The organism is Sphingomonas glacialis (genome assembly GCF_006439055.1).
GTDB classification, from domain to species: Bacteria; Pseudomonadota; Alphaproteobacteria; order Sphingomonadales; family Sphingomonadaceae; genus Sphingomonas; species Sphingomonas glacialis_A.
The window spans coordinates 28,176-50,809 of record NZ_RCZC01000005.1 but is presented as its reverse complement, the minus strand read 5'-3'; the positions used below and the strand labels follow the sequence as shown (position 1 = coordinate 50,809).

Here is a 22,634-nt window from a genome sequence, read left to right as displayed (position 1 = left end):
TGCTCGGTCGAAATGGTTCAAGCCGGGGGCACCTTTCGACCGAGCCGAAGCTGTGAGCGTCTATGCGAAAAGGCGGGCTGGCGGGAGCCATGGCCTCTAGCGACTCAGCGCCCGCTCTGAGGTAACCGTCCGATTGTTACCGCGGTGTTCGATCCTTGAAGCGTACGGCGAGCTCAGGGTCATCGACGAAAGCGTCAAGGAAGTCGCGCCAGGTCTGGGTCGTGAGACGAGCGTCTCTGAGCATGTCCGTCAGCTCTTCCACGCCGTGATCAGTTAGCCCGGTGATGGCCTCGTCGGGACCGGTGTAGACGCTGATGATGGCGCCGTAGGTCAGGTTGTCGTCATTCGAAACGATGGCTTCCAGCAACTCCACGTCCTCGCCGAGTATCCTGGCTACATAGTCGAGCGTGCTGATGGACGTGACCGTGGGCATCAGGCGGCCAGTGCTTGCGGGACGGTCAGCGGTGCCCAATTCCAGGGCAGCAATTCATCGATCCTGTTGATCTTGTGATCGTGGATGCGATTGAGCAGGTCGGCGATGTAGGCTTGGGGATCGAGGCCATTCATCTTGCCGCTTTCGATGAGCGTCATGGCGCGCGCGAGGGTTTCGGCGCCGGCCTCGGAGCTGGCGAATAACCAATTCTTCTTGCCCAGGCATATCGGCCTGACAGCGCGCTCGGCGGCGTTGTTGTCGAGGGCGACACGCCCATCATCGAGGAACAGGCTGAACGCGTGCCAGCGGCCCAGGCCATAGCGAAAGGCCTTCGCCAGGTCCCCCTTGGTCGAGATACGGGTGAGCTGCTGCTCGGCCCAGCTATGCAAAGCCTCGAGCTTCGGTCGGCTCAGTTGCTGGCGCACGGCGCGGCGGACGTCGGCAAGCTTACCCGCGATCTTGCGCTCGATGTCGTAGAGTTGCCCGATACGCTCGAGCGCCTCGTGTGCGATCTCGGACTTTTGCGAGGTCCAGATGTCATGAAAATCGCGTCGCCAGTGCGCAGCAGGCCGCTTCCCGGAAGCGCGCTTTTCCATCCGCGCCGGGTTCGTAGAGCTTCGCATAGCCTTTGTAGGCGTCGGCCTGAAGGATACCGCTCGCATTGCCCAGATGCGCCAACAGATGCTCCGCCTTCCAGTTGGAAGCATAACGGTAGACGACCCCAGGCGGCGCGGTGCCGGCCCAGGGGCACTGATCACAGACATAGCCCCAGATCCGGCCTTGTATCACACCCTTACCGATACGTTTGGCGCGTCGTTCCGGAGCAAGTACGCGGATGGGTGTGTCGTCGGCGTGCAGGATGTCGCTGCCCAGGACCGATGCCTCGATCCGGTCGATTACGGGCTCCAGGATCCGCATCGAGCGGCCACACCAATCGGCAAGCGTGCTGCGTGGGATGTCGACGCCCATGCGCGCGAGGATTTCGTTTTGCCGGTACAGCGGCAAATGGTCGTCGAACTTGGAGACCAGCACGTACGCCAGGAGACTTCCTCCGGCCATGCTGCCAGGGATCGGTCGGCTCGGGGCTGGCGCCTGGACCATCTTCTCGCAGCAACGGCAGGACTTCTTCGGGCGGGCGACCTCGATGACCTTGAGCTTTGCCGTGATCATCTCGAGGATCTCGCTCACGTCTTCGCCGACGAGACGCAGGCGGCCCCCGCAATCCGGACACGTGCTACCGGGGTCGAGCTCGTGGCGTTCGCGCGGCGTATCTGCCGAGACGCGCGGGCGCCGGGTCGGACGCGGCGTGGAACTGGTGTCGGCAGAGGCGGCCACGGCTTGCGGTTCAGGATCGTTCTGGTCGCTTGTCACGAGGCCGTGTTGCGCGACGGAGACGAGCACGTCTTCGAGCGCGAGCTCGAGTTGCTCGATCTCGCGTCTGATCTTCTCGGAGGATTTGCCGAAGGCCTGCTTCCTGAGCTTGGCGATCTGCAAACGGAGTGCCTGGACGACCAGGTCATGAGCGCGCAGCGTCGTCGTCAGCTTCGCGTTCTCGGCATGCAACTGGGCTATCATCGCCTTGAGGAGCGCCGGGTCCTCGGGAAGATCGGATGCCGCGTTCAGCATGGCCTTTCTTAAGGGAAAACGTCCAAAAAGTCCAGAAAAGCAGGCGCTTCAAGGAAGAAAAGTTACCCCGCGCTTACCGGCGCCGCACCCTAGTTCGGGCGCCTCCAGTCGATGCCTTCCCACAGCATCGCGAGTTGGGCCGATGTCAGTCGCGCCGTCCCGTCAGCCGCAGAGGGCCAGACAAAACGGCCTCGCTCGAGGATCTTGTAATAGAGGCAAAATCCCTGGCCATCCCAGTAAAGCAGCTTCAGCCTGTCACCGCGCCGTCCTCGAAAGGCGAATACGGCACCACTGGCCGGCTTCTGTCGCAGCACGGTCTGGGCAAGCATCGCGAGCCCCGAAATCCCTTTGCGCATGTCAGTGACGCCGCAGGCGAGATACACCCTGACGCCGTTCCTGGGTCCGATCATGCAGCTTCCACAGACCGGATGAGCCGGGTCAGAGCAGCAGCATCGATGCCGCAATCGAAACGAAGGCGCCGGCCCTGCGCGAGACACAGCTCGACCATCAAAGGCGAGACCACCCGGTCCTCGGGCACTGGTTCCGCGCTCAGCATGGGCGCCCCGATGTCGACCGGCAGAAAGGTCGGTTCGGCCGGCGCAGGCAACAGCCCTCGCTTCCTGAACTGGTGACGCCATTGATAGATCTGGCTCCGGGACACATCGTAGCGCCGCGCAACACGCCCCAACGTCTCGCCGTTCACCCCCACGGCGGCGACGATCTCAAGCCTCTCCCCGTTGCTCCACCGGCGACGCCGTTCCCGGCCCAATATCTCCACCGCCGTCCCTCGCTCTGGCTCAGGACGTCCATAACGACGTCCTTATGGACGTCCCTTACGCGCTCAAACCACCTCCAGGCAGGCGGCCTCAATCGGTCGGTTACGCTCTGAGGAAGGCCGCACCCCCTGCGGTCAGGGTGATCGCCCGTCGCGCGAACCCGCCATTTGGCGGACCGTGGCAATAACAACCGCGTCGCGCGGTCGCAAAAAGCGCCGACACCCCCGCATTTCACCGTTTCGACGCAGCAATCCCGATTGGCTCGGCTGGATAGACTTCGTCTCCCACCTGCCCGGGGCGGCCGGTTTCTACCCTTGCCGCGTGTCGTTCTTTACCACAGCATCGATCGCCACCAGCCGCGCGAGCAGCGGCTCGAGCTGGTCGAGCGGCCAGCTGTTCGGACCATCCGACAGCGCCTGGTCGGGATCGGGATGCGTCTCAAGAAACAGCCCCGCCACCCCCGCCGCGACCGCGGCGCGCGCGAGCACGGGCACGAACTCGCGCTGGCCGCCTGAGCGATCGCCTTGCCCGCCGGGGAGTTGCACGGAGTGCGTCGCGTCGAACACCACCGGACAGCCAGTCTGCGCCAGGATCGGCAGGCTGCGCATGTCCGAGACGAGGTTGTTGTAGCCAAAGCTCACACCGCGTTCGCACACCATGATGGCGCCGTCCGACACGCCCGCGCGCGTAGCGGCGGCGCGCGCCTTGGCGACGACGTGGGTCATGTCGCCTGGCGCCATGAACTGACCCTTCTTGATGTTGACCGGCTTGCCGCACGCCGCGACCGTCGCGATGAAATCGGTCTGGCGCGCAAGGAAGGCCGGCGTCTGCAGCACATCGACCACCTCGGCTACCATCTTGACCTGATCCTCGGTATGCACGTCGGTCAGCACCGGAAGCCCGGTTTCGGCACGGACCTTTTCAAGGATGCGCAGGCCTTCCTCGATCCCGGGACCGCGGAACGAGGTGCCCGAGCTGCGGTTCGCCTTGTCGAATGAGCTCTTGTAGATCAGCAGCACGCCGAGCCGATCGGCGACGGCGCGCAGCTGCGTCGCGACCGTCAGTGCGTGCGTCTCGCTCTCGATCACACACGGGCCCGCGATGAAGAATATCCGCTCGTTCGGGCCGACTTTTTGACCGCACAACTGCATGCTTACGTTCTCTCTGGTAGTTTTGCCCCTATGGCCTTTTGCGTAAGGGGGTGCCTATAAGCGACCTGCGCTCGAGCAGCGACCGAAGTCAATTGGATACCGATCATGGTTTCCATGCCGGCCGTAAAGGCCCGGCCGAAGGGGTTTTTATGAAGGCGATCGCAGCCACGAGCTCACAACATCCTGGTTTGCTCTCGGCCCTACGGACCACCAGAATCCAGATGGTGGCGCTCCAGGCGCTCGCGCAGGCGCTCAACGAAGCGCCGCTTCGTGACCGGTTCCTCCAGGCGGTCGATACGATCGCCGCGAATACGGGGCGGCTCGTCGTGACGGGCATGGGCAAAAGCGGGATCGTCGCGCGCAAGATCGCCGCGACGATGCGATCGACGGGGACGCCGTCACTGTTCCTGCATCCGAGCGAAGCAAGTCATGGCGACCTCGGCATGATCAGCCGTGAGGATATCGTCTTCGCGATCAGCTGGTCGGGCGAGACCACCGAGCTTGGCGACATCATCGCCTATTGCCGCCGATTCGGCGTCCGCCTGATCGTTGCGACTGCCCATCCCGACAGCACCGCCGGGCGCGTGGCCGATATTTGCCTCACCTTGCCGCATGTGCGCGAGGCCTGCCCCAACGAGCTCGCGCCGACCTCGTCGACCACGGTGCAGGTCGTGCTCGGCGACGCGCTGGCGGTCGCGTTGATCGAGCGGCGTGGCTTCACGAGTTCGGACTTCCTGGCGTTCCATCCAGGCGGCCGACTCGGCGCGCGGCTTGCGACGACCGCGCAGTTGATGGCCAAGGGCGAGGACATACCCGTCGTCAAGGTCGGGGCGAGCTTGATCGAGGCGACGATCGAAATGAGCCGGAAGCGCTGCGGCTGCACCGCGGTGGTCGACGAAGACGGGCGATTGCTCGGCGTGTTTACCGACGGCGATTTGCGGCGCGCGGTCAGTGGCGATCATATGAAGGCCGACATTCGCGACCATATGACGCTCGAGCCGATCACTGTTGGTCCCGAGTTGCTCGCTTCGGAGGCGCTGCGCCTCCTTAACGAAAAGGCGGTGTCGGTGCTGTTCGTCGTCAGTGGCGAGAAGCTCGTCGGGTTGCTCCACCTGCACGAGATCCTGCGTGCGGGCGTTGCCTGACGCGGCGATGCCCGATCTCATTGTGATCCCTGCGCGGTACGGCTCGCAACGCCTGCCGGGCAAGCCGCTGATCCCGATCGCGGGCCAGACACTCTTGTCGCGCGTCGTCACCGTCGCGCGCGAGGGAGCACGGCGGGCCGGGAATGCTGCAGTGGTCGTCGCGACCGACGATTCCCGCATTCTCGATCATGCGCGGTCGCTCGGCTGCGATGCGGTGCTGACCGACAGCGCGATCAGTTCGGGGTCGGGCCGGGCCTGGGCCGCGGCGTGCGACCGTGCGCCCGAGATCGTCGTCAATTTGCAGGGCGACGCGCCGTTCGTCGACCCCGCGCTGATCGCCGCGCTGATCGCCGCGTTGCGCGACTCGACCGGCGCGGTCGCGACGCCGGTGGTGCAGCTCGACTGGGCCGCGCTCGATGCGATGCGCGCGCACAAGCAAAGCTCGCCGTTCAGCGGCACGACCTGCGTGCGCGATGCGGCTGGGCGCGCGCTGTGGTTCTCCAAGACGGTCCTTCCCGCGATGCGCAACGAGGCGCGGCTCCGCGAGACCGACGCCCTGTCGCCGGTGTTCCGCCATATCGGGCTGTATGCCTATCGCTTCGACGCATTGCGCGCCTTCGAGGCGACGCCGCCGACGCCGTACGAGCAGCTCGAGGGGCTCGAACAGTTGCGCTTCCTCGAATCGGGGGTCGAGATTCGCACCGTCGCGGTCGATCCGCCGCGCCATGCCATGTCGGGAATCGACACCCCGGCCGATGTGGCGATGGCCGAGCGGCTGATCGCGCAATTCGGCGAGCCCGAGCGCGCATGGCGCTGAGCGTCACGATCGTCCGACACGGCGACACGTTCGATGCCGGCGTCGCGCCGCGCCGGATCGGCGCGCGGACCGATCTCCCGCTCGTCGCGAGCGGGCGCGCGCAGGCGCAGACGCTGGGTGCGGCCTTCGCCGCGGCAGGGCAGGCCTTCGATCGCGCGCTGACCGCGCCGCTGGCGCGCAGCCGTGAGACGCTCGCTCTGATCCTCGCCGCGCAATCCGCCCCGCCGCCGGTCGAGACCGCCGACTGGTTGAACGAGATCGACCATGGTCCCGACGAGGACATGCCCGAAGATGCGGTGGTCGCGCGGATCGGCGCGGCGGCGATCGCGGCGTGGGATCAGCAGGCGCAAGCCCCCGATGGCTGGACCGTCGATGCCGCGCAGCGGGTCGCTGGATGGAATGCGCTCTGGGCGTCGGGCTCGGGAAATGTCCTGCTCGTCACGAGCAACGGCGCGGCGCGCTTTGCGCTGCTGTCGGATCCGACGCTGCGCGCACAGGCCGCCGCGCTGCCGACGTTGAAGCTGCGGACCGGCGCGTTCGGCACGATCGTCCGCGAACAGGGCCGATTGCGATTGCACGACTGGAACCGTCGCTCGTGAGCTTTCGCCCGGCCGCACGGGCACTTGCATCGCGCAAGGGATTGCTGGACAGCGACGCGATGCGCCTTCCCTTGCTTCGTTTTCCGGCATTTCCGGGCGCAGCGGCTCTCGTCATCGATCCGACGGGCGCTGCGCGCGCACCCGCAATCGCGCCGGAAACCACCGCAGCATTGTTTGCCGCGATCCGCGCGGCGCGTGTCGGCGGGACATTCTGGGCGCCGCCGAGCACGATCCGCGACGCCCGGACGATCGTCCGGATTGGGACGAGCGCCGATATCGATAGCGTGCCGGCGACGCACGCGCAGGACGCCCTGTGGCCGATGTCGGCGCGCTTGGCCCGCAGCGCCGATGTGCGGTCGCGGATCGATGCGGCGCGGATCGTCGAGGGCGAGATCGATCCGTGGTCGGTGCTCGACGGCAGCGCGCTGCTGGTCGCGCATGGCGATGACGAATGGGTCGCGCTGGCGGCGATTGCGGGCAACCCGGTCGAGCTGCTCTCGGCGGGGCGCTTCGGGGCCCCCGGCGACGATGCCGCGACGCTCGAAGCGCGCGCGGCAGAGGAGCTTGCACACACCGCCTATCTCGACCCGTTCACCGGCCAAAGCGCGGACAGCGGCGCGATGATCGCCTGGCTCGGCGATCTGCGGGCGAGCTTCGCGGCGAACCGCGGACTCGTCGCGGCATGCGGCTTCAGCTGGTGGAAACGCCATGAGATCGCGCGTTTCCTATGGACTCCCGCGCACCCTTTGCGCTTCTTCTGGTCCGAACGGCGCGCGATCGCCTATGCCGCACGGCATAGCGGCGCGATCGCGGTCTGGCCGTCGCGGGTATCGGCGGGGTTGGCAGCGGCGGCGGCCGCGCGCGGGGTCGCGCTCGTCCGGGTCGAGGACGGGTTCGTGCGCTCGGTCGGGCTGGGGAGCAATCTCGTCCCCCCCTCGTCGGTCGCGGTCGATCGGCTCGGTATCCATTACGATCCGACGCGGGCGAGCGATCTCGAGCTACTGCTCGCCGAAGGCGCGTTCCCGCCCGGCTTGCTCGAGCGTGCCGAACGGCTGCGCGCGACGATCCTCGCTGCCGGGATCAGCAAATATGGTGGCGACGCAGCGCACGCCTTTCCCGAACGCGCCGCGGGCAAGCGGCTGGTGCTGGTCGCGGGGCAGGTCGAGGACGACCAGTCGGTGCTGCTCGGCGGGGCAGGGCTGACGAGCAATCTCGAAGTGCTGCGCCGCGCGCGCGCGCTCGAGCCCGATGCCGAAATCTGGTTTCGCCCGCACCCCGATGTCGATGCCGGGCACCGCAAGGGCGCGGTCCGCGATGACGATGCGTTGCGCCATGCCGACCGGATCGTCCGCGGCGGGACGATGGCGCGGCTGCTCGACCTGGTCGATGCGGTCCATATCCTGACCTCGCTCACCGGGTTCGAGGCGTTGCTGCGCGGGCGGGCGGTGACGTGCCACGGCGTGCCGTTCTACGCCGGCTGGGGCCTGACGCGCGATCTCGCGCCGATCCCCGATCGGCGGCGGCGGCTGCTGACGTTGGCGGAACTCGTGGCCGCGGTCTTGATTGTGTATCCGCGCTATCTCGATCCGGTGACGGGACTGCCCTGCCCGCCCGAGGTGCTGATCGCGCGCATGGCGAGCGGCAACGCAACGAACCGATTGGCCTGGGTGACAAGGTTGAAGCAAGTGCAAGGACGGTTGACGATGGGGTGGTCATGACGACGGGCGAGGTCATTCTCGACGTCTCGCGGCTGCTGTCGCGCGCGCGGCATCAGACCCCATCGGGCGTCGATCGCGTCGAGATGGCGTATGCGCGCGGGCTGCAGGCGCGGCTGGGCGAGCGGCTCGGCTTTGCCGCGGTGCATCCGTTCGGCAATTACGGGCGACTGTCGCGCGCGCGAACGCTCGCCTTTCTCGACGTGACCGAGGCGCGCTGGGCGAGCGCGCGTGGCAAGGGCGGGCCGCGGCCGATCTCCGAAGTGATGCCGACGCTGCTCAACCTGCTGCCGACGCGGCCGCGGCCCGGCCCCAACAGCGTCTATGTCCAATCGTCGCCGCATCATTTGACGAAGCCCGAGCTGGTGAAGCGGATCCTCGCGCACGAACAGGCGCGCTTCCTGTGTTTCGTGCATGATCTGATTCCGATCGAATATCCTGAATATGCCCGCCCCGACGGTGCGCGGCTCCACCAGAAGCGGGTCGAGACGATCACGCGCTTCGCGGACGGCGTCATCGTCAATTCGGTGTCGACCGCCAAGTCGCTCAAGCCGTGGCTGGTCGCGGCGGGCCGGTCGGTCGATGTCCGCGTCGCGCTGCTCGGCACCGAGGATATCGCGCGCGTGGCGCCGTCCGCGCCGCCGGCGACCGCGGAACGGCCCTATTTCCTCTGCCTCGGCACGATCGAGCCGCGCAAGAACCATCTTCTGCTGCTCAATCTGTGGCGCGCGATGGCGCACCAGATCGACCCGGCGGCGATCCCGCGGCTGGTGATCGTCGGGCGCCGCGGGTGGGAGAATGAGCAGGTCGTCGACATGCTCGAGCGCTGCCCCGGGCTCGAGGGCCATGTCGAGGAACTCAACGGCTGTTCGGACGAGCGGATGCATGCGTTGCTGCGCGGCGCGCGCGCGCTGGTGCTGCCGTCGTTTGCCGAAGGCTATGGCATGCCCGTGGCGGAAGCGCTGTCGGTCGGCACGCCGGTGATCTGCAGCGATCTGCCCGCGCTGCACGAAGCCGGCGGCGCGGCGCCCGATTTTCTCGATCCGCTCGACGGGCTTGGCTGGGAGGCGGCGATCCTCGACCATGCGCGCGCCGGGCCGATATATCACGCGCAACTCGAGCGGATGCGCGGCTGGCATCCGCCGACCTGGCACGACCATATCTCGATTCTGTGCGACGCGATCGAGGCGCTGCAAAGCTAGCGGCGGGATCGCACCGGGCGGCGGAGCGTTGGTCGGCGCGAAGGAGTCCGCGCATGCCCGATCTCGATAGCCCGCACGACAGCAATACGCCCGCCACCGCCAACCGCGCGGTGCGGATCACGCGCTTCGGTGGCCCCAAGGTGATCGCGGTCGCCGAGATCGACACGCCGTACCCTGCGCCCGACGAAGTGCTCGTCCGTGTTCATGCCGCAAGCGTCAATCCGGTCGATTGGAAGACTGCCGAGGGCAAATATCCACCGGTCGGCGCCGACAAGCTGCCGATCGTGCTCGGGCGCGATCTGGCGGGTACGATCGCGCAGGTCGAGGGCGCGGACTGGAGCGTCGGCGACCGCGTCTTTGCGTTCATCGGGCAGGATCGCGGCGCGCAGAGCGACTTCGTCTGCGTCAAAACGAGCGAACTCGTCGCGATGCCCGACGGGATCGATTTCGATGCCGCCGCCGGATCGGCGCTTGCGGTGATGACCGCGTGGCAGGGCCTGTTCGATCATGGCGGGCTCACCGCCGGGCAGCGCGTGCTGATCCATGGCGGCGCGGGCGGTGTCGGCCATATGGCGGTCCAGCTCGCGCGCTGGAAGGGCGCGACGGTGTTCGCGACCGCATCCGAGCGTGACCTCGATTTCGTTCGCGGCCTCGGCGCCGATACGGTGATCGATTACAAGAATCAGCGGTTCGAGGACATCGCGACCGATCTCGACATGGTGTTCGATACGCAGGGCGGCGAGACGCAGGCGCGCTCGTTCGGCGTCATCCGCGAAGGCGGAATCCTGGTCTCGACGCTCGAGCCCGACGCGGCCAAGGCGGCGGAGCACAAGGTGCGCATCGAGCCACGCTGGCATGCCGAGCCAGATGCCGCCACGCTCGGCCAAGTCGCCGATCTGCTCGCCTCGGACGAGCTCCAGGTCACGGTCGCGAAGACCTTCCCGCTCGACCAGGTCCGCGCGGCGCACGCCTTTGCACAAGACGAGCATCCGCGCGGCAAGGTCGTGCTGCGCCTCGCCTGACGCGGGGCGGGCTCAGCCGAGCCCGCGCCCGAGCACCCGCGTCAGCCGCGCCGAGAACGCCCGTGGATCGACCGGCAGTTCGCCATCTGCGATCCGCGCTTCGTCGAACAGCAGATGCGCGGCATCCTCGCGCAGCGCCGGATCGGCCCCCTCGGCGCCGAGCTTCTCGATAAGCGGGTGGCGCGGGTTGATCTCGAGCACCGGCTTGGCGGTCGTCTCGAGCCGGCCGGCACCTGCCAGCAGCTTCTCGAGCTGACGGTCCATCCCGTTTTCGGGTGCGACCAAGCAGACCGCGCTTTCGGTCAGGCGCTCGGACACGCGCACGTCGGACACCGCATCACCGAGCGTCGTCTTCACGAAGGCGATGAAGTCGTTGACCGTCTCCGATGCGGCCGGTGTCGGCTCTGTGCCTTCGGGCAAGGCGATCAGGCTGAGATCGGCGAGCCCCTGCGTAACCGACTTGAACGGCTTGCCGTCGAAATCCATGCCAGCCGCTGCCCAGAAGCTGTCGACATGGTCGCTCAGCAGCAGCACTTCGATCCCGCGCGCGCGGAATCCTTCGAGCTGCGGCGACGAGGCGAGCCGGTCGAGATCGGGCCCGAGCGCGTAATAGACCGCGGTCTGGTTGTCCTTGAGGTCGGCGGCATAGTCCTTGAGCGAGCGCCACGCGCCGTTCGAGGTCGTCGTCTTGAAGCGCGCCAGGCCGAGCAGCGCGTCGCGGCGGCTGTAATCCTCGTACAACCCTTCCTTGAGCACCGCACCGAACGTGTCCCACAGCGTGAGATAGCGCTCGGTGTCGTTCGCGGCGAGCTTGTCGAGCTCGCTCAGCACTCGGTTCGATACGCTCTTCTGGATCGCCGCGAGCACCGGGCTGTCCTGGATCATCTCGCGCGACACGTTGAGCGGCAGGTCGCTCGAATCGACGAGGCCACGCACGAAGCGCAGATAGCGCGGCAGGATCTCGGCCTCGTCGGTGATGAACACCCGGCGGACATAGAGCTTCATCCGCCCGGCGCGATCGGGGTCGAACAGGTCGAACGGCTTGGTCTCGGGGATGAAGGCGAGCACGGTATATTCGTGCATCCCTTCGGCGCGGTAATGCAGCGTCAGCGCGGGCGCATCGAACTGGCCGGCCACGCTGCGATAGAAATCGGTATAGTCTTCCGGGCTGATCTCGGCCTTGGGCTTGGTCCACAAAGCGGCGCCGTCAGCGATCTGCTTAGGCTCGGCGTCGGGTGCGTCCTCGAGGAAGATCGGCACGGGGACATGGCCCGACTGCGCCTTGATCGTCCGCTCGATCGTGAAGGCGTCGGTATAGCCGGTCGCGTCTTCCTTGAGGTGGAGCAGCACGCGGGTACCGCGCGCAGGCGCTTCAGCGATGTCGACGGGTTCGATCGTATAGGTGCCCTGGCCGTCCGATAACCACAGGGCCGCGGTATCGGCGCCGGCGCGGCGCGAGGTCACCTCGACCTGATCGGCGACCATGAACGCCGAATAGAAGCCGACGCCGAACTGGCCGATCAACTGGCTGCCCTCGGCATCCTTCGCGCCGGCAATTCGGTCCATGAACGCCTTGGTGCCCGAACGCGCGATCGTGCCGAGCGCTTCGCCGAGCTCGTCCTCGCTCATGCCGATGCCATTGTCCTCGATCGTCAGGCGACGCGCCTCGGCGTCGAGCGTGACGGTGATGCGCGGCTGGCCGTCGTCGCCGAGCAGGCTCGCGTTGCTGAGCCCTTCGTAGCGCAATTTCTCGCACGCATCGGCGGCGTTCGAGATCAATTCGCGCAGGAAGACGTCTTTGTCCGAATAGACCGAGTGCACCATCATATGCAGCAGCTTGGCGACATCGGCTTCGAAGGAACGCGGGGTGGTGGTGGTCGTCGTCATGGGGTCCACGGTCTCTCGGGTTGATGATGCCCCGGACATGGACGCAGCGCGGAGGGGTTTCAAGATCGCGCGCCCGGACGGCCGTGTGGGGCAGCGCGCCGCGGCGTCGGCAATCCCCAGCAGCGAATGTGCGGAGCGCGCGCTGGATTTCCCGATAGCGCTACCATAGGATGTCGACGCATCATTTTTGCCGACGTCAGAGCGGCCTATGCAGGAGAGACCCATGACCGCGCGCCCGGATTTGTTCGCCCGTCCAATTGGCGGGAGTAGCCTGCTCGCAGTGGCGGCGCTGCTCGCCGTCACGCCGGTCGCGGCGCCGGCGCAATCCGTCCCGCCGGCACCGGCCGCCTCGACGCCACCACCCGGCGTGATCGAGACTGGCCACCGCGACGCCCCGCTCGGTGCGATCACGCGCTTCCCCGGCGACGGCAACGGCGCGGTCAAGACCGGCCGCTATCGCAACCTCTTCGCCGAGCAGCTCGGCGTCTCCGAAGCGCAGACCAAGGCGAAGATCGACGCGGTGTTCCACCAGCTGTTCTATGGCGACGGGCAGGAGCAGCGGATCTATTTCGAGAGCGGCGCGAACGCCAACGGCCCACTCGCTTATGTCACCGACTGGGCGAACAACGACGCGCGCAGCGAGGGGATGAGCTACGGCATGATGATCGCCGTCCAGCTCGGCCACAAGCGCGAGTTCGACGCTTTGTGGAACTGGTCGAAGACGCACATGCTGATCACCGATCCGAAGAACCCCTCGGTCGGCTATTTCGCCTGGTCGATGGGCACCGACGGATCGCCGCGCTCGGTCGGCGCCGCGCCCGACGGCGAGGAATTCTACGCGATGGCGCTGTATTTCGCCGCGCGGCGCTGGGGCAACGGGCAGGGGATCTACAACTATCAGGCCGAGGGCGACACGATCCTGCGCGGGATGCGGCATCATCCGGTGCTGACCGGCACCTCGCCGTTCCGCATCCATCCCGCGGATCCGCCCTTCGTCATGCCCGACGCGCCGTGGCCGAGCATCAACAACCGCGCGATGGCGGCGCAGGCGGCGAAGGACGGGACGCCGTGGCCGCCCTATCGCCCCAACAACCGGCCGCGTACCGCAAGCGTTGGCCCGATGGTCGACGAGGCGCATGCGATGGTGCGCTTCGTCGCCGAGACCAGTGTCGACGGCACCGACGCGTCCTATCATCTGCCCGCCTTCTACGAGCTGTGGTCGCGCTGGGGGCCGGTCGAGGATCGCGCCTTCTGGGCGAAGGCGGCCGATGTCAGCCGCGATCTGTTCGTGCGCGTCACCAACCCGCGTACCGGCCTCGCGCCCGATCGCAGCCATTTCGATGGCACGACGATGCTGACGCGCGAGGGGACGCCCGATCCGTTCGGCTATGACAGCTGGCGCACCGCGAGCAACTGGTCGGTCGATTACAGCTGGTGGGGCAAGGATGCGCGTCAGCGCGCGCTGAGCGACCGCATCCAGGGGTTTCTGGCGGGGGAGGGGATCGACCGCTTCGCCGATCGCTACACGCTCGACGGCAAGGCGCTATCGACGCGGCATTCGCCGGGGATGGTCGCGGCGACCGCGGTCGCCGGGTTCGCGGCGACGCCGGGGCCGAACTCGAAGGCGTTCCTGCAGGCGCTGTGGGATATGCCGGTGCCGACCGGCGAACAGCGCTATTTCGACGGGATGCTCCAGTTGTTCAGCCTGTTGCATTGCAGCGGCAATTTCCGCGTGATCGACGGGCCTGACGCAGCGGTACGGGGGTAGCACAGCCTCCAGCCGTCACCCCGGGCTCGTCCCGGGGGCCACCGGGATGCCGATCCTGCCTGCGAAGATCGTGCGGCACGGTGGACCCCGGCACAAGGCCGGGGTGACGAGGGGGAGTGAACGACTACCGGACCGCCAGCTCGAACGGCCCGGCCGGGAGCTTGGCGTCGTCGATCAGATTGACCACCGGGAAATCAGCCCAGGCATAGCGCACGCGCGTCACCGGGCGGCCGTCGCCCGCCAGCGTCACGCGGTCACCCGCCACGCTGGCCGCGGCATAGCGGCACGAGCCCGCATCCGCCCCGCACAGCTCGAAGCCGATCGCCTGGTTCGCACTGCGCATGTGGAGCGCGCCGGTAACGCCTCCGAAGGTCACCGTGACGCCACCGCCCGCATCGCGCGCCGCGCCGGTCACGCTCGGCCCGGAGGCGGATCCGCTACCGCCATACGCCAGCACGTCCATCGCGCGCGCAAGCCGCCGCCCGACCTCGTGCTTCTCGCCGGGATGGATGTCGAGCGGGTCGCCGAGGTCGATCGCGAGCGCGACCGCTGTGTGGCCGTCTTCCTGCGCGACGCGCCGCTGGTCGTCGCGCACGCGCGCCCAGCCGCTTTCGCTCGGGGTCGTCGCGGGCGTGCCGAAGCCGGCGAGCGAGACGAGCGCGAAGGGCAATTTCGGCACGCCGAACTGGCCGCGCCACTCGGCCATCATCGCTTTCATCCGATCGGCATAGCCTGGAATGTCGGTATCCGATTCACCCTGATACCAGGCGACGCCCGCCAACTTGGTCTGGCCGAGCGGAGCGATCATCGCATTGTAGATCGTGCCCGCGCCGGTAATCTCGTCCCACGGCACGCGCGGCGAGGTGCCCGTGACACGCTTGGCGACCGCATAGCGCCAGCCCTCGGCGATCGGGACGACGCTGCCGTCCGCAAACGTCAGCTTCATCGCCTCGGCCGGGCCGGGCATCCCCCCGGTCGAATAGGCATTCTCGACATTGACGGTGATGACGTTGCGCCCGGCAACGAAGGTGCCGGTCGGCACGGTATAGAGCCGCGCGTCCCAGCCGCCGCGACCGCCGACGGGCTTGCCGTTGATCCATGTCTGGTCGGCATCGTCGATCGCGCCGATCGCGATCGTCGCCATCTGGCGCGCCTGCTCCGCGCTGAGCGTGACGCTCGTTTGATACCACAGCATCCCGAGATAGGATTGCAGCGCGGGGACGCCCCAATTCTCGTAGAAATCGATCTTCGGCACGGGCTTCCAGTCGAGCGCGGCGTTCGGCTGCCAGGGCTCGCGCCCGGCCGCGTCGCCGGTCTTGTCGCGCCACCAGCGCTCCCAGGTCGCGCTCGCGGTGCGCGAAGCCGCGGCAGGATCCCGCGCGTACAGCTTGAGCAAATCGGCCTGTGCCCCGCGCCCGGCGGCACGCTGCGCATCTTCGCCCATCCACGCGGCGATCTGCGACCCGCCCCAGCTCGAATGGATCGCGCCGATCGGCACCTTCGCGGTCTTGCGCAGCTCCTGCACCATGTAGAAGCACGCCGCCGAGAAACCGCCGACGGTCTTGGGGCCGGCCGCGGCCCAGGCGGGCATCTGCGCGAACCCGTCGCGCGGGGTCAGCGCGGTCACTTTCGCGATGGTCACCAGCCGCAACTGGTCGTCGGCGGGCGGCATGATCGCGCCGCCGGCATCCTGCGCGCGCTCGACTGCGAGTTCCATATTGCTCTGGCCCGAGCAGAGGAACACGTCGCCGACCAGCACATCGTGGAGCGGGGTGGTGCCGCTCGGCGCCATCACCAGCATATCATAGGGGCCGCCCGCAGCGAGCGGCGGCAGCGTGACACGGAAGCGCCCGTCACGCTCCGCGCGCGTCTGCGCCGATTTCCCCGCGAGGACGACGGTCACCGGTTCGCCCGGCACGGCCTCGCCCGTTACCACGATCGGCTGGCCGCGTTGCACGACGGCATGGTCGCCGAGCAGCCCCCCGACCTTGGGCGCCGACAGCGCGGCACTCGCGGTGGCGGCGAGCAGCACAGCGGTCGTGCCGCGCAGTGCCATGCGGCGACCCGGTACCCGCATGGCGCGCCCAGCCGTAATCCTTGTCCGTCGCATCGCGATCCCCTCCAGAGCCGATCGCATTCAGGCGTTCGACGTCCGTTGACGCCGCGGCTTCGCGATTATAGTCAGACAATAGAATCAAAAACGCAAGGCCCCGTGAGGGCCGTGCCGAGGGGATGGGGGAATGCGAATCATGGCGACGACCACCCGACCCGATCGGCCGATGCACCCGCTTTTTGATACCGCTGCGCTTCTCGACCGCCCGTCGTTCGGCACCGTGCCGACAGCCGTTCCCGCCTCGCTCCAAAGGAAAACCCGATGACCCGCCGCGCCGGATTTGCGATCTCTCTCGCCACGCTGCTGCTCGCCTCGAGCGCGGCAGTCGCCCAGGATGCCGCCAGCGACGCGACCGCGTCCGCCACGGTCCATGCCGACCGCCCCGGCCCGGTGATGAGCCGCCACGTCTTTGGCCAGTTCGCCGAGCATCTCGGCCACGGCATCTATGGCGGCATCTGGGTTGGCGAGGGGTCGAAGATCCCCAACGACCATGGCTATCGCCGCGACGTGATCGCGGCGTTGCGCGCGATCAAGGTGCCGACGGTGCGCTGGCCCGGCGGCTGCTTCGCCGACGAATATCACTGGCGTGACGGCGTCGGACCGCGGAGCAAGCGTCCGGTCAAGATCAACACCAATTGGGGCGGGGTCAACGAGGACAACGCCTTCGGCACGCCCGAATTCATGGGCTTTGTCGAGCGGCTCGGCGCCGAGGCCTATGTCTCGGCCAATGTCGGCAGCGCACCACCGAGCGAGACCGCGCAGTGGGTCGAATATATGACCTCGCCCAACGGCTCGACGCTTGCGAAGGAGCGCGCCGCGGACGGCCATCCCGGGCCGTTCAAGGTGCCCTATCTCGGCATCGGCAACGAACTGTGGGGCTGCGGCGGCAACATGCGCGCCGAATATGCTGCGGACCTGACCAACCGCTATGCGACCTTCGCCAAATCGGGTTCGGGCAAGATGCTCAAGATCGCCAGCGGGCCGAGCGATTCGAACTATGAATGGACCGACACGCTGATGCGCCTGTCGGGCAAGAATATCGATGGCCTGTCGCTGCATTATTACACGCGCCCGCGCGACGTGCAGTGGAACGACAAGGGCGCCGCGCTCGGCTTCCCCGAGAGCGAATGGGCGAGCACCATGGCGCACACGCTCCAGATGGAGGAGTTCGTCACCAAGCATTCGGCGATCATGGACAAATACGATCCCGCCAAGAAGGTGTGGCTGGTCGTCGACGAATGGGGCACGTGGTACGATCCCGCGCCGGGCAGCAACCCCGGCTTCCTCGTGCAGCAGAACAGCGTCCGCGACGCGGTGGTCGCCGGGCTCAACCTCAACATCTTCGCACACCATGCCGACCGCGTGAAGATGGCGGCGATCGCGCAGATGGTGAACGTGCTCCAGGCGATGCTGCTCACCGACGGCGCCAAGATGATCAAGACGCCGACCTATTGGGTATTCGACCTCTATCTGCCGTGGATGGACGCGACGACCTTGCCGATCGAGGTCAAGTCGCCCTGGTATCACAAGGATGCGGTCGCGGTGCCGGCGATCAGCGCATCGGCGGTGCGCGATACCGCGGGGCAGGTGCATGTCGCTTTGGTCAATCTCGATCCCAATCGGTCGATCCCGCTGTCGGTGGCGCTCGCCGGGGTCAGCGCGACCAGCGTTACGGGCCGGATCGTCACCGGCGCGACGATGGACGCGCACAACACCTTCGAGCAGCCCGATGTGGTCAAGCCCGTCGCGTTCACTGCGGCACAGGTCGCGGGGGGCACGCTGACCGCGACGATCCCTGCCAAGTCGGTGGTGGTGCTCGACCTGCGCTGATCGAAATACGGGCGTCACCGGCGCTGGGTCGCCGGTGACGCATGTTCTGGAGGAGACGGGTATGCGCGCGAAGGTCCATGCCCTGCTGGCGAGCGCGGCGGTGCTGGTCTCCGCCGCGCCCGTGCCCGACGCGCTCGCGCCGTTGCCGGTCGCGGTGCAGGTCGATGCCGACCGCGTGGTCGCGCCGCTGCCGCCGATCTGGCGCTTCTTTGGCGCCGACGAACCCAATTACGCGACCCAGCCCGATGGCGCCAAACTGCTGCTCGAACTTGGGCAGTTGCGCCCCGACGCGGTCTATTTCCGCGCGCACAATCTGCTGACGAGCGGCGATGGCACCGCTGATTTCAAATGGGGCAGCACCAACGTCTATACCGAGCGCGACGGCAAGCCGGTCTATGACTGGCACGTGGTCGACGGTATCCTCGACGCCTATCGCGCACGCGGGCTGCACCCCTATCTCGAGATCGGCTTCATGCCGCGGGCGCTGTCGTCGGCGCCCGCAGGTGTGCCGTATCGCCGGCCGTGGAGCGCCGACGGCCCCAAGGGCAACGGCACCGGCGGCTGGAACTATCCGCCGCGTGATTACACGAAGTGGGCCGAACTGGTCTATCAATGGACCCGGCACAATGTCGAACGCTACGGCCGCGCCGAGGTCGAGCGCTGGTATTTCGAGGTGTGGAACGAGCCCAATTTGGATTTCTACTGGTCGGGCGATCCGCAGGAATTCTATCGAATGCACGACGTGGCGATCGACGCGGTGCGCCGCGCGCTGCCGAGCGCGCGCGTCGGCGGACCCGATGTGGCGGGGGCGGGCGACGCGTTCATGGACGGTTTCCTCAACCATGTGACCGGCGGCACCAATTACGCGACGGGCAAGACCGGCACGCCGACCGATTTCGTCTCGTTCCACGCCAAGGGCCAGCCGAGCGTGGTCGATGGGCATGTTCGCATGGGGATCGCCAACCAGCTGCAGACCGCCGACGCGGGCTTCGCCAAGATCGCCGCTGTACCCGCGCTGGCGCATACGCCGATCGTAATCGGCGAGAATGATCCCGAGGGCTGCGCGGCATGCCCTGGACCGGCCAACGCCTATCGCAACGGCACGCTCTACGCGAGCTACACCGCCGCGAGCTATGCGCGGTTATGGGCGCTCGCGCGGCGGCGCGACGTGCGGCTCGAGGGGGCGCTGTCCTGGTCGTTCACCTTTGTCGGGCAGCCATGGTTCGCCGGCTATCGCCAGCTGGCGAGCAACGGCGTCGATCTGGCGGTGCTCAACGTGCTGCGGCTCTTCGCGCGGCTGGGCGAGACGCAGGTCGCCGCAAGCAGCGACGGCGAGATCGCGCTCGACCGGATCGTGCGCGACGGGGTGCGCGGGAGCCCGGATGTTGGTGTGCTCGCGACGCGGACGGCGGGCGGCAAGCTCGCGGTATTGCTGTGGAACTATCATGACGACGACGTGCCCGGCCCCGCGGCGGCGGTGCATCTGACGCTTGCCGGCAAGCATGGTGCCGTCGCACGGCTGTGGCGCGTCGATGCGCGCCACGCCAATGCCTTCGGCGCGTGGCAGGCGATGGGCAGCCCGGCGCGGCCGACCGCCGATCAGGTCGCGCGGTTGCAGATGGCCTCGCGACTAGTGGCCGAGCCGCTGGCGGTGGGCGCGGACGGCATCGACGTCACCATCCCGCGCCAGGGTGTCGCGCTGATTGAGCTCGAGCGCTAACCCCGACGAGGTGCGAGCGGCGTCACGCCGGACTTGATCCGGGGTCCGTGCGAGACGCCCGCTATTCGCAAGCGCCTCGCATGGATGCCGGATCAAGTCCGGCATGACGGGGTTAGGGGCCTTAGAGCGGTACCGACGCCGTGCGCGTCGTCGTGAACTTCGCCGATTGCACCGGCACGCCGCTATCCGGCTGCCCCGAACCGACGGTCACCCGATACTGCCCCGCCATCACTTGGCGCGTCCCATCGATCGCCACCGCGCTGAGATCGCGCGGTGACAGGTCGAAGGTGACCGCGCGATGCTCGCCCGGCTTGAGCGTCACGCGCTGATAGCCGCGCAGCGCAACGCGCGGCACGCCGGGCTGGTCGGGGAAGTTGAGATAGAGCTGCACCACCTCGTCGCCCGAACGCTGGCCGGTGTTGCTGACCTCGGTCGTCACGCGCAGCCCCGTCTCGACGCCACCCGCAGCGGGCGTGACGGTCAGCGGCGCATAGGCGAAGCTCGTGAAGCTCAGCCCGTAGCCGAACGGATAGACCGGCTTGCCGGTGAAGTAGCGATAGGTGCGCCCGGTCATCGCATAATCGTTGAACGGCGGCAGCTCGGCGACGCTGCGATAGAAGGTGAGGGGGAGACGCCCACCTGGATCGGACTTGCCGGTCAGCACGTTCGCCACCGCTTGCCCGCCCGACTGGCCGGGATACCAGGCCTCGACGATCGCCGCGGCATTGTCCTTCGCCCAGGCCAGATTGATCGGGCTGCCGTTCATCGCGATCACGATCAGCGGCTTGCCCGTCGCCTCGGCGCGCTCGAGCATCGCCTGCTGTTCGGCGGGCAGGTCGAGCGAGGTCTTGTCGCCGCCCTTGAAGCCGGGGATGTCGGTGCCGGTCTCCTCGGCCTCCATGTCGGAGGTCAGGCCGACCACCGCGACGAGCACGTCGGCCTTGGCCGCCGCTGCCGTAAGATCCGCTTCGGGCTGCGCCGAGATCAGCTTCCACACCAGATCAGTATTGCCGAAGCCGCGCGCGGTCGACACCACCCGCAGGCGATAGCGATGGCCCTGTTCGAGCGTGACGGTCTGGAGCGAGGGCAGCGGCCCGCGATGGTCGCCGCCGACATCGAGGAAAGTCTTGCCGTCGATCTCGAGCAGACCGCTGCCGCCAAGCCCGAGCCGGTAGCTGCCGGTGACCGGCGGCACGAGGAAGCCGGTCCATTCGGTGCGGTGATAGTCGTTGACGTTCGGCAGATCGAACGCGCGCGACGCGACGTCGATCTCGGTCCGCGTCACGACGGGCCGCGCCTGATAGGTCAGCGCAGCCTGGATCGCGCGGTCGGTGCCCGGCGCGAAGGGCAGCTTCGGCGGCGTGACCGGGTTGAAATAGCGCGCGAGCAGACCCGGCTTGCCATCGGGCGTGAGCAAGGCGCTGCCCGGCACGCGGTCGCCATCGGTGATCGACTCGCCGAACGGCACCAGCGTTACCGCGCCCGCGCCCGCTGCAAGGCGCAGCCCCTCGACCACCGAGACCGGTGGCGCCGACTGGGTCGAGGAATAATTGCCGCGCAGCACGCGCGTCGCATCGCCGAGCGGCCCGATCACGGCGATCTTGGCGCCGGCGCGCAGCGGCAGCACGCCGTCATTCTTGAGCAGCACCAGGCTCTTCTCGGCCGCCTGCAGCGCGAGCGCCATATGGTCGGGCGTCAGGATCGCGCGCGCGGGTACGACCGCGGGCGCACCCGCCGCGCCGGGCAGATCGCCATTGCGGATCCGCGCCGAGAACAGCCGTACCAGCGTGCGGTCGATATCGCCCTGCGAGATCAGATTGCGCTTGAGCGCCTCGCCGAAGCGATCGGGCAGGCCGCCGATATCGCCGATCGTCTGCGTGTGGCATTCATTGTCGACCCCCGCCTTCATCGCCGCGGCGACTGCGGTCGCCTGGTCGGGGGCGTATTTGTGGTTGTCGGCAATGTCCTTCACCGCGTCGCAATCCGACACGACATAGCCGGTGAAGCCCCACGCCCCGCGCAAATGATCCTTGAGCAGCAGGTCGTTGGCGCAGGCCGGCTGGCCGCCGATCCGGTTGTAGGCGCACATGATCGAGCCTGCGCGGCCCTCGACGATCGCGGCGCGGAAGGCGGGGAGGTAGGTGTCCTCGAGATCGTGCGGCGAGACATAGACGTTGGCTTCATGCCGCGTCGATTCGGGGCCGCTGTGAACCGCGAAATGCTTCGGCGTGGAGATCACCTCGGGCAGATCGGGGTTCGGCCCCTGCATGCCCGTCACGAAAGCGACCCCGGTGCGCGCGCTCAGATAGGGATCCTCGCCATAGGTTTCCTGCCCGCGGCCCCAGCGCGGATCGCGGAAGATGTTGATGTTGGGCGACCAGGTATCGAGCCCGGTGCCGATCCGGCCGAGCTTGCCCGTCTGCCGCCCGATCGTATGGAGCGCGCGTACCTCGCTGCTGATCGCGCCGGCGACCTGATGCACCAGCGGCGCGTCGAAGCTTGCGGCAAGGCCGATCGGCTCGGGGAAGTTGGTCGTCGGCACCGCGCCGATCGCGCCGTGGAGCGACTCGGTCCACCAATTGTAAGCCGGGATGTTGAGCCGCGGGATCGCCGGCGCGACGTTGAGCAATTGCGGCAGCTTCTCCGCGGTGGTCATCCGCGCGACGATCGCGCTCGCCAGACGATCGGCCTCCGCGCGCACCGCGCTCGGCGGGGCGGGCGCAACCTGCGCCTGGGCCGCCACCGCGGCGAGGCTCACGCCGACGAGCAAGGTCCGTGCGGCAAAGGAGAAGGGCGATGTCATGGCATACCTCGGGTCGAAGGAAAGGAG

At 67.7% G+C, this 22,634-nt stretch carries 16 protein-coding genes and 1 pseudogene; 9 read left to right on the top strand and 8 right to left on the bottom strand.

All coding sequences use genetic code 11. The features are described 5' to 3' along the window. Positions 1 to 136: 136 nt before the first annotated feature. The 5 genes and pseudogenes from EAH76_RS16485 to kdsA all read right to left on the bottom strand — a co-directional run bounded on the left by EAH76_RS16485 (position 137) and on the right by kdsA (position 3,986). Positions 137 to 433, bottom strand: coding sequence for a hypothetical protein (locus tag EAH76_RS16485; protein ID WP_140851379.1), 297 nt, complete (start codon positions 431 to 433; stop codon positions 137 to 139). Further along, positions 433 to 2,059, bottom strand: a pseudogene (tnpC, locus tag EAH76_RS16480) (IS66 family transposase). The gene EAH76_RS16485 and the pseudogene tnpC overlap by 1 nt, the downstream one beginning before the upstream one ends. 89 nt (positions 2,060 to 2,148) lie before the next feature. Further along, positions 2,149 to 2,469 carry an IS66 family insertion sequence element accessory protein TnpB gene (gene tnpB, locus EAH76_RS16475; RefSeq protein ID WP_140851378.1) on the bottom strand — a complete coding sequence of 107 codons (321 nt, stop codon included), beginning with the start codon at positions 2,467 to 2,469 and terminating at the stop codon, positions 2,149 to 2,151. Further along, a complete protein-coding gene (tnpA, locus tag EAH76_RS16470; RefSeq protein WP_140851377.1) occupies positions 2,466 to 2,837 on the bottom strand; it encodes an IS66-like element accessory protein TnpA in 372 nt (123 codons plus the stop codon). The genes tnpB and tnpA overlap by 4 nt, the downstream gene beginning before the upstream one ends. A gap of 306 nt (positions 2,838 to 3,143) precedes the next feature. After that, a complete protein-coding gene (gene kdsA, locus EAH76_RS16465; RefSeq protein ID WP_140851376.1) occupies positions 3,144 to 3,986 on the bottom strand; it encodes a 3-deoxy-8-phosphooctulonate synthase in 843 nt (280 codons plus the stop codon). 149 nt (positions 3,987 to 4,135) lie between these two features. On the opposite strand from kdsA, the gene EAH76_RS16460 reads away from it, so the two are divergent. The 6 genes from EAH76_RS16460 to EAH76_RS16435 are packed head-to-tail and all read left to right on the top strand — an operon-like array spanning position 4,136 to position 10,486. Then, positions 4,136 to 5,131, top strand: coding sequence for a KpsF/GutQ family sugar-phosphate isomerase (locus EAH76_RS16460; protein ID WP_140851375.1), 996 nt, complete (start codon positions 4,136 to 4,138; stop codon positions 5,129 to 5,131). A gap of 7 nt (positions 5,132 to 5,138) precedes the next feature. Beyond that, positions 5,139 to 5,948, top strand: a complete 810-nt coding sequence (locus EAH76_RS16455; protein WP_140851374.1) for a 3-deoxy-manno-octulosonate cytidylyltransferase family protein — start codon at positions 5,139 to 5,141, stop codon at positions 5,946 to 5,948. Next, positions 5,939 to 6,547: a histidine phosphatase family protein gene (locus EAH76_RS16450; RefSeq protein WP_140851373.1), complete on the top strand. Its 609-nt coding sequence runs from the start codon at positions 5,939 to 5,941 to the stop codon at positions 6,545 to 6,547. The genes EAH76_RS16455 and EAH76_RS16450 overlap by 10 nt, the downstream gene beginning before the upstream one ends. Positions 6,548 to 6,606: 59 nt before the next feature. After that, positions 6,607 to 8,265, top strand: coding sequence for a beta-3-deoxy-D-manno-oct-2-ulosonic acid transferase (locus tag EAH76_RS16445; RefSeq protein WP_140851372.1), 1,659 nt, complete (start codon positions 6,607 to 6,609; stop codon positions 8,263 to 8,265). Further along, complete coding sequence (locus EAH76_RS16440; protein ID WP_140851371.1) at positions 8,262 to 9,464, top strand: glycosyltransferase family 4 protein; 1,203 nt, start codon at positions 8,262 to 8,264, stop codon at positions 9,462 to 9,464. The genes EAH76_RS16445 and EAH76_RS16440 overlap by 4 nt, the downstream gene beginning before the upstream one ends. Before the next feature lie 53 nt (positions 9,465 to 9,517). Then, the gene (locus EAH76_RS16435) at positions 9,518 to 10,486 is read left to right on the top strand and encodes an NADP-dependent oxidoreductase (RefSeq protein ID WP_140851370.1); all 969 of its coding nucleotides are present in this window, start codon (positions 9,518 to 9,520) and stop codon (positions 10,484 to 10,486) included. A 12-nt stretch (positions 10,487 to 10,498) separates the two neighbouring features. Here the strand turns inward: EAH76_RS16435 and htpG are convergent, their stop codons facing one another. Further along, positions 10,499 to 12,373 (bottom strand): molecular chaperone HtpG, encoded by a 1,875-nt coding sequence (gene htpG / locus EAH76_RS16430; protein WP_140851369.1) that lies wholly within the window; start codon positions 12,371 to 12,373, stop codon positions 10,499 to 10,501. 223 nt (positions 12,374 to 12,596) lie between these two features. Here htpG and EAH76_RS16425 point away from each other — a divergent pair, with 223 nt between their 5' ends. Then, positions 12,597 to 14,141: a glycosyl hydrolase family 8 gene (locus tag EAH76_RS16425; protein WP_140851368.1), complete on the top strand. Its 1,545-nt coding sequence runs from the start codon at positions 12,597 to 12,599 to the stop codon at positions 14,139 to 14,141. Positions 14,142 to 14,265: 124 nt separating this feature from the next. On the opposite strand, the gene EAH76_RS16420 is transcribed toward EAH76_RS16425, so the two are convergent. Then, a complete protein-coding gene (locus EAH76_RS16420) occupies positions 14,266 to 16,197 on the bottom strand; it encodes a sialate O-acetylesterase (protein WP_140851367.1) in 1,932 nt (643 codons plus the stop codon). A gap of 318 nt (positions 16,198 to 16,515) precedes the next feature. Here EAH76_RS16420 and EAH76_RS16415 point away from each other — a divergent pair, with 318 nt between their 5' ends. Together EAH76_RS16415 and EAH76_RS16410 are read left to right on the top strand one after the other, a co-directional pair. After that, positions 16,516 to 18,084: an alpha-N-arabinofuranosidase gene (locus EAH76_RS16415; RefSeq protein WP_140851366.1), complete on the top strand. Its 1,569-nt coding sequence runs from the start codon at positions 16,516 to 16,518 to the stop codon at positions 18,082 to 18,084. A 61-nt stretch (positions 18,085 to 18,145) separates the two neighbouring features. Continuing rightward, the gene (locus EAH76_RS16410) at positions 18,146 to 19,804 is read left to right on the top strand and encodes a GH39 family glycosyl hydrolase (RefSeq protein WP_170208036.1); all 1,659 of its coding nucleotides are present in this window, start codon (positions 18,146 to 18,148) and stop codon (positions 19,802 to 19,804) included. Between the two features lie 121 nt (positions 19,805 to 19,925). On the opposite strand, the gene EAH76_RS16405 is transcribed toward EAH76_RS16410, so the two are convergent. After that, positions 19,926 to 22,607 carry a glycoside hydrolase family 3 C-terminal domain-containing protein gene (locus EAH76_RS16405; protein ID WP_140851365.1) on the bottom strand — a complete coding sequence of 894 codons (2,682 nt, stop codon included), beginning with the start codon at positions 22,605 to 22,607 and terminating at the stop codon, positions 19,926 to 19,928. Positions 22,608 to 22,634 lie beyond the last annotated feature (27 nt).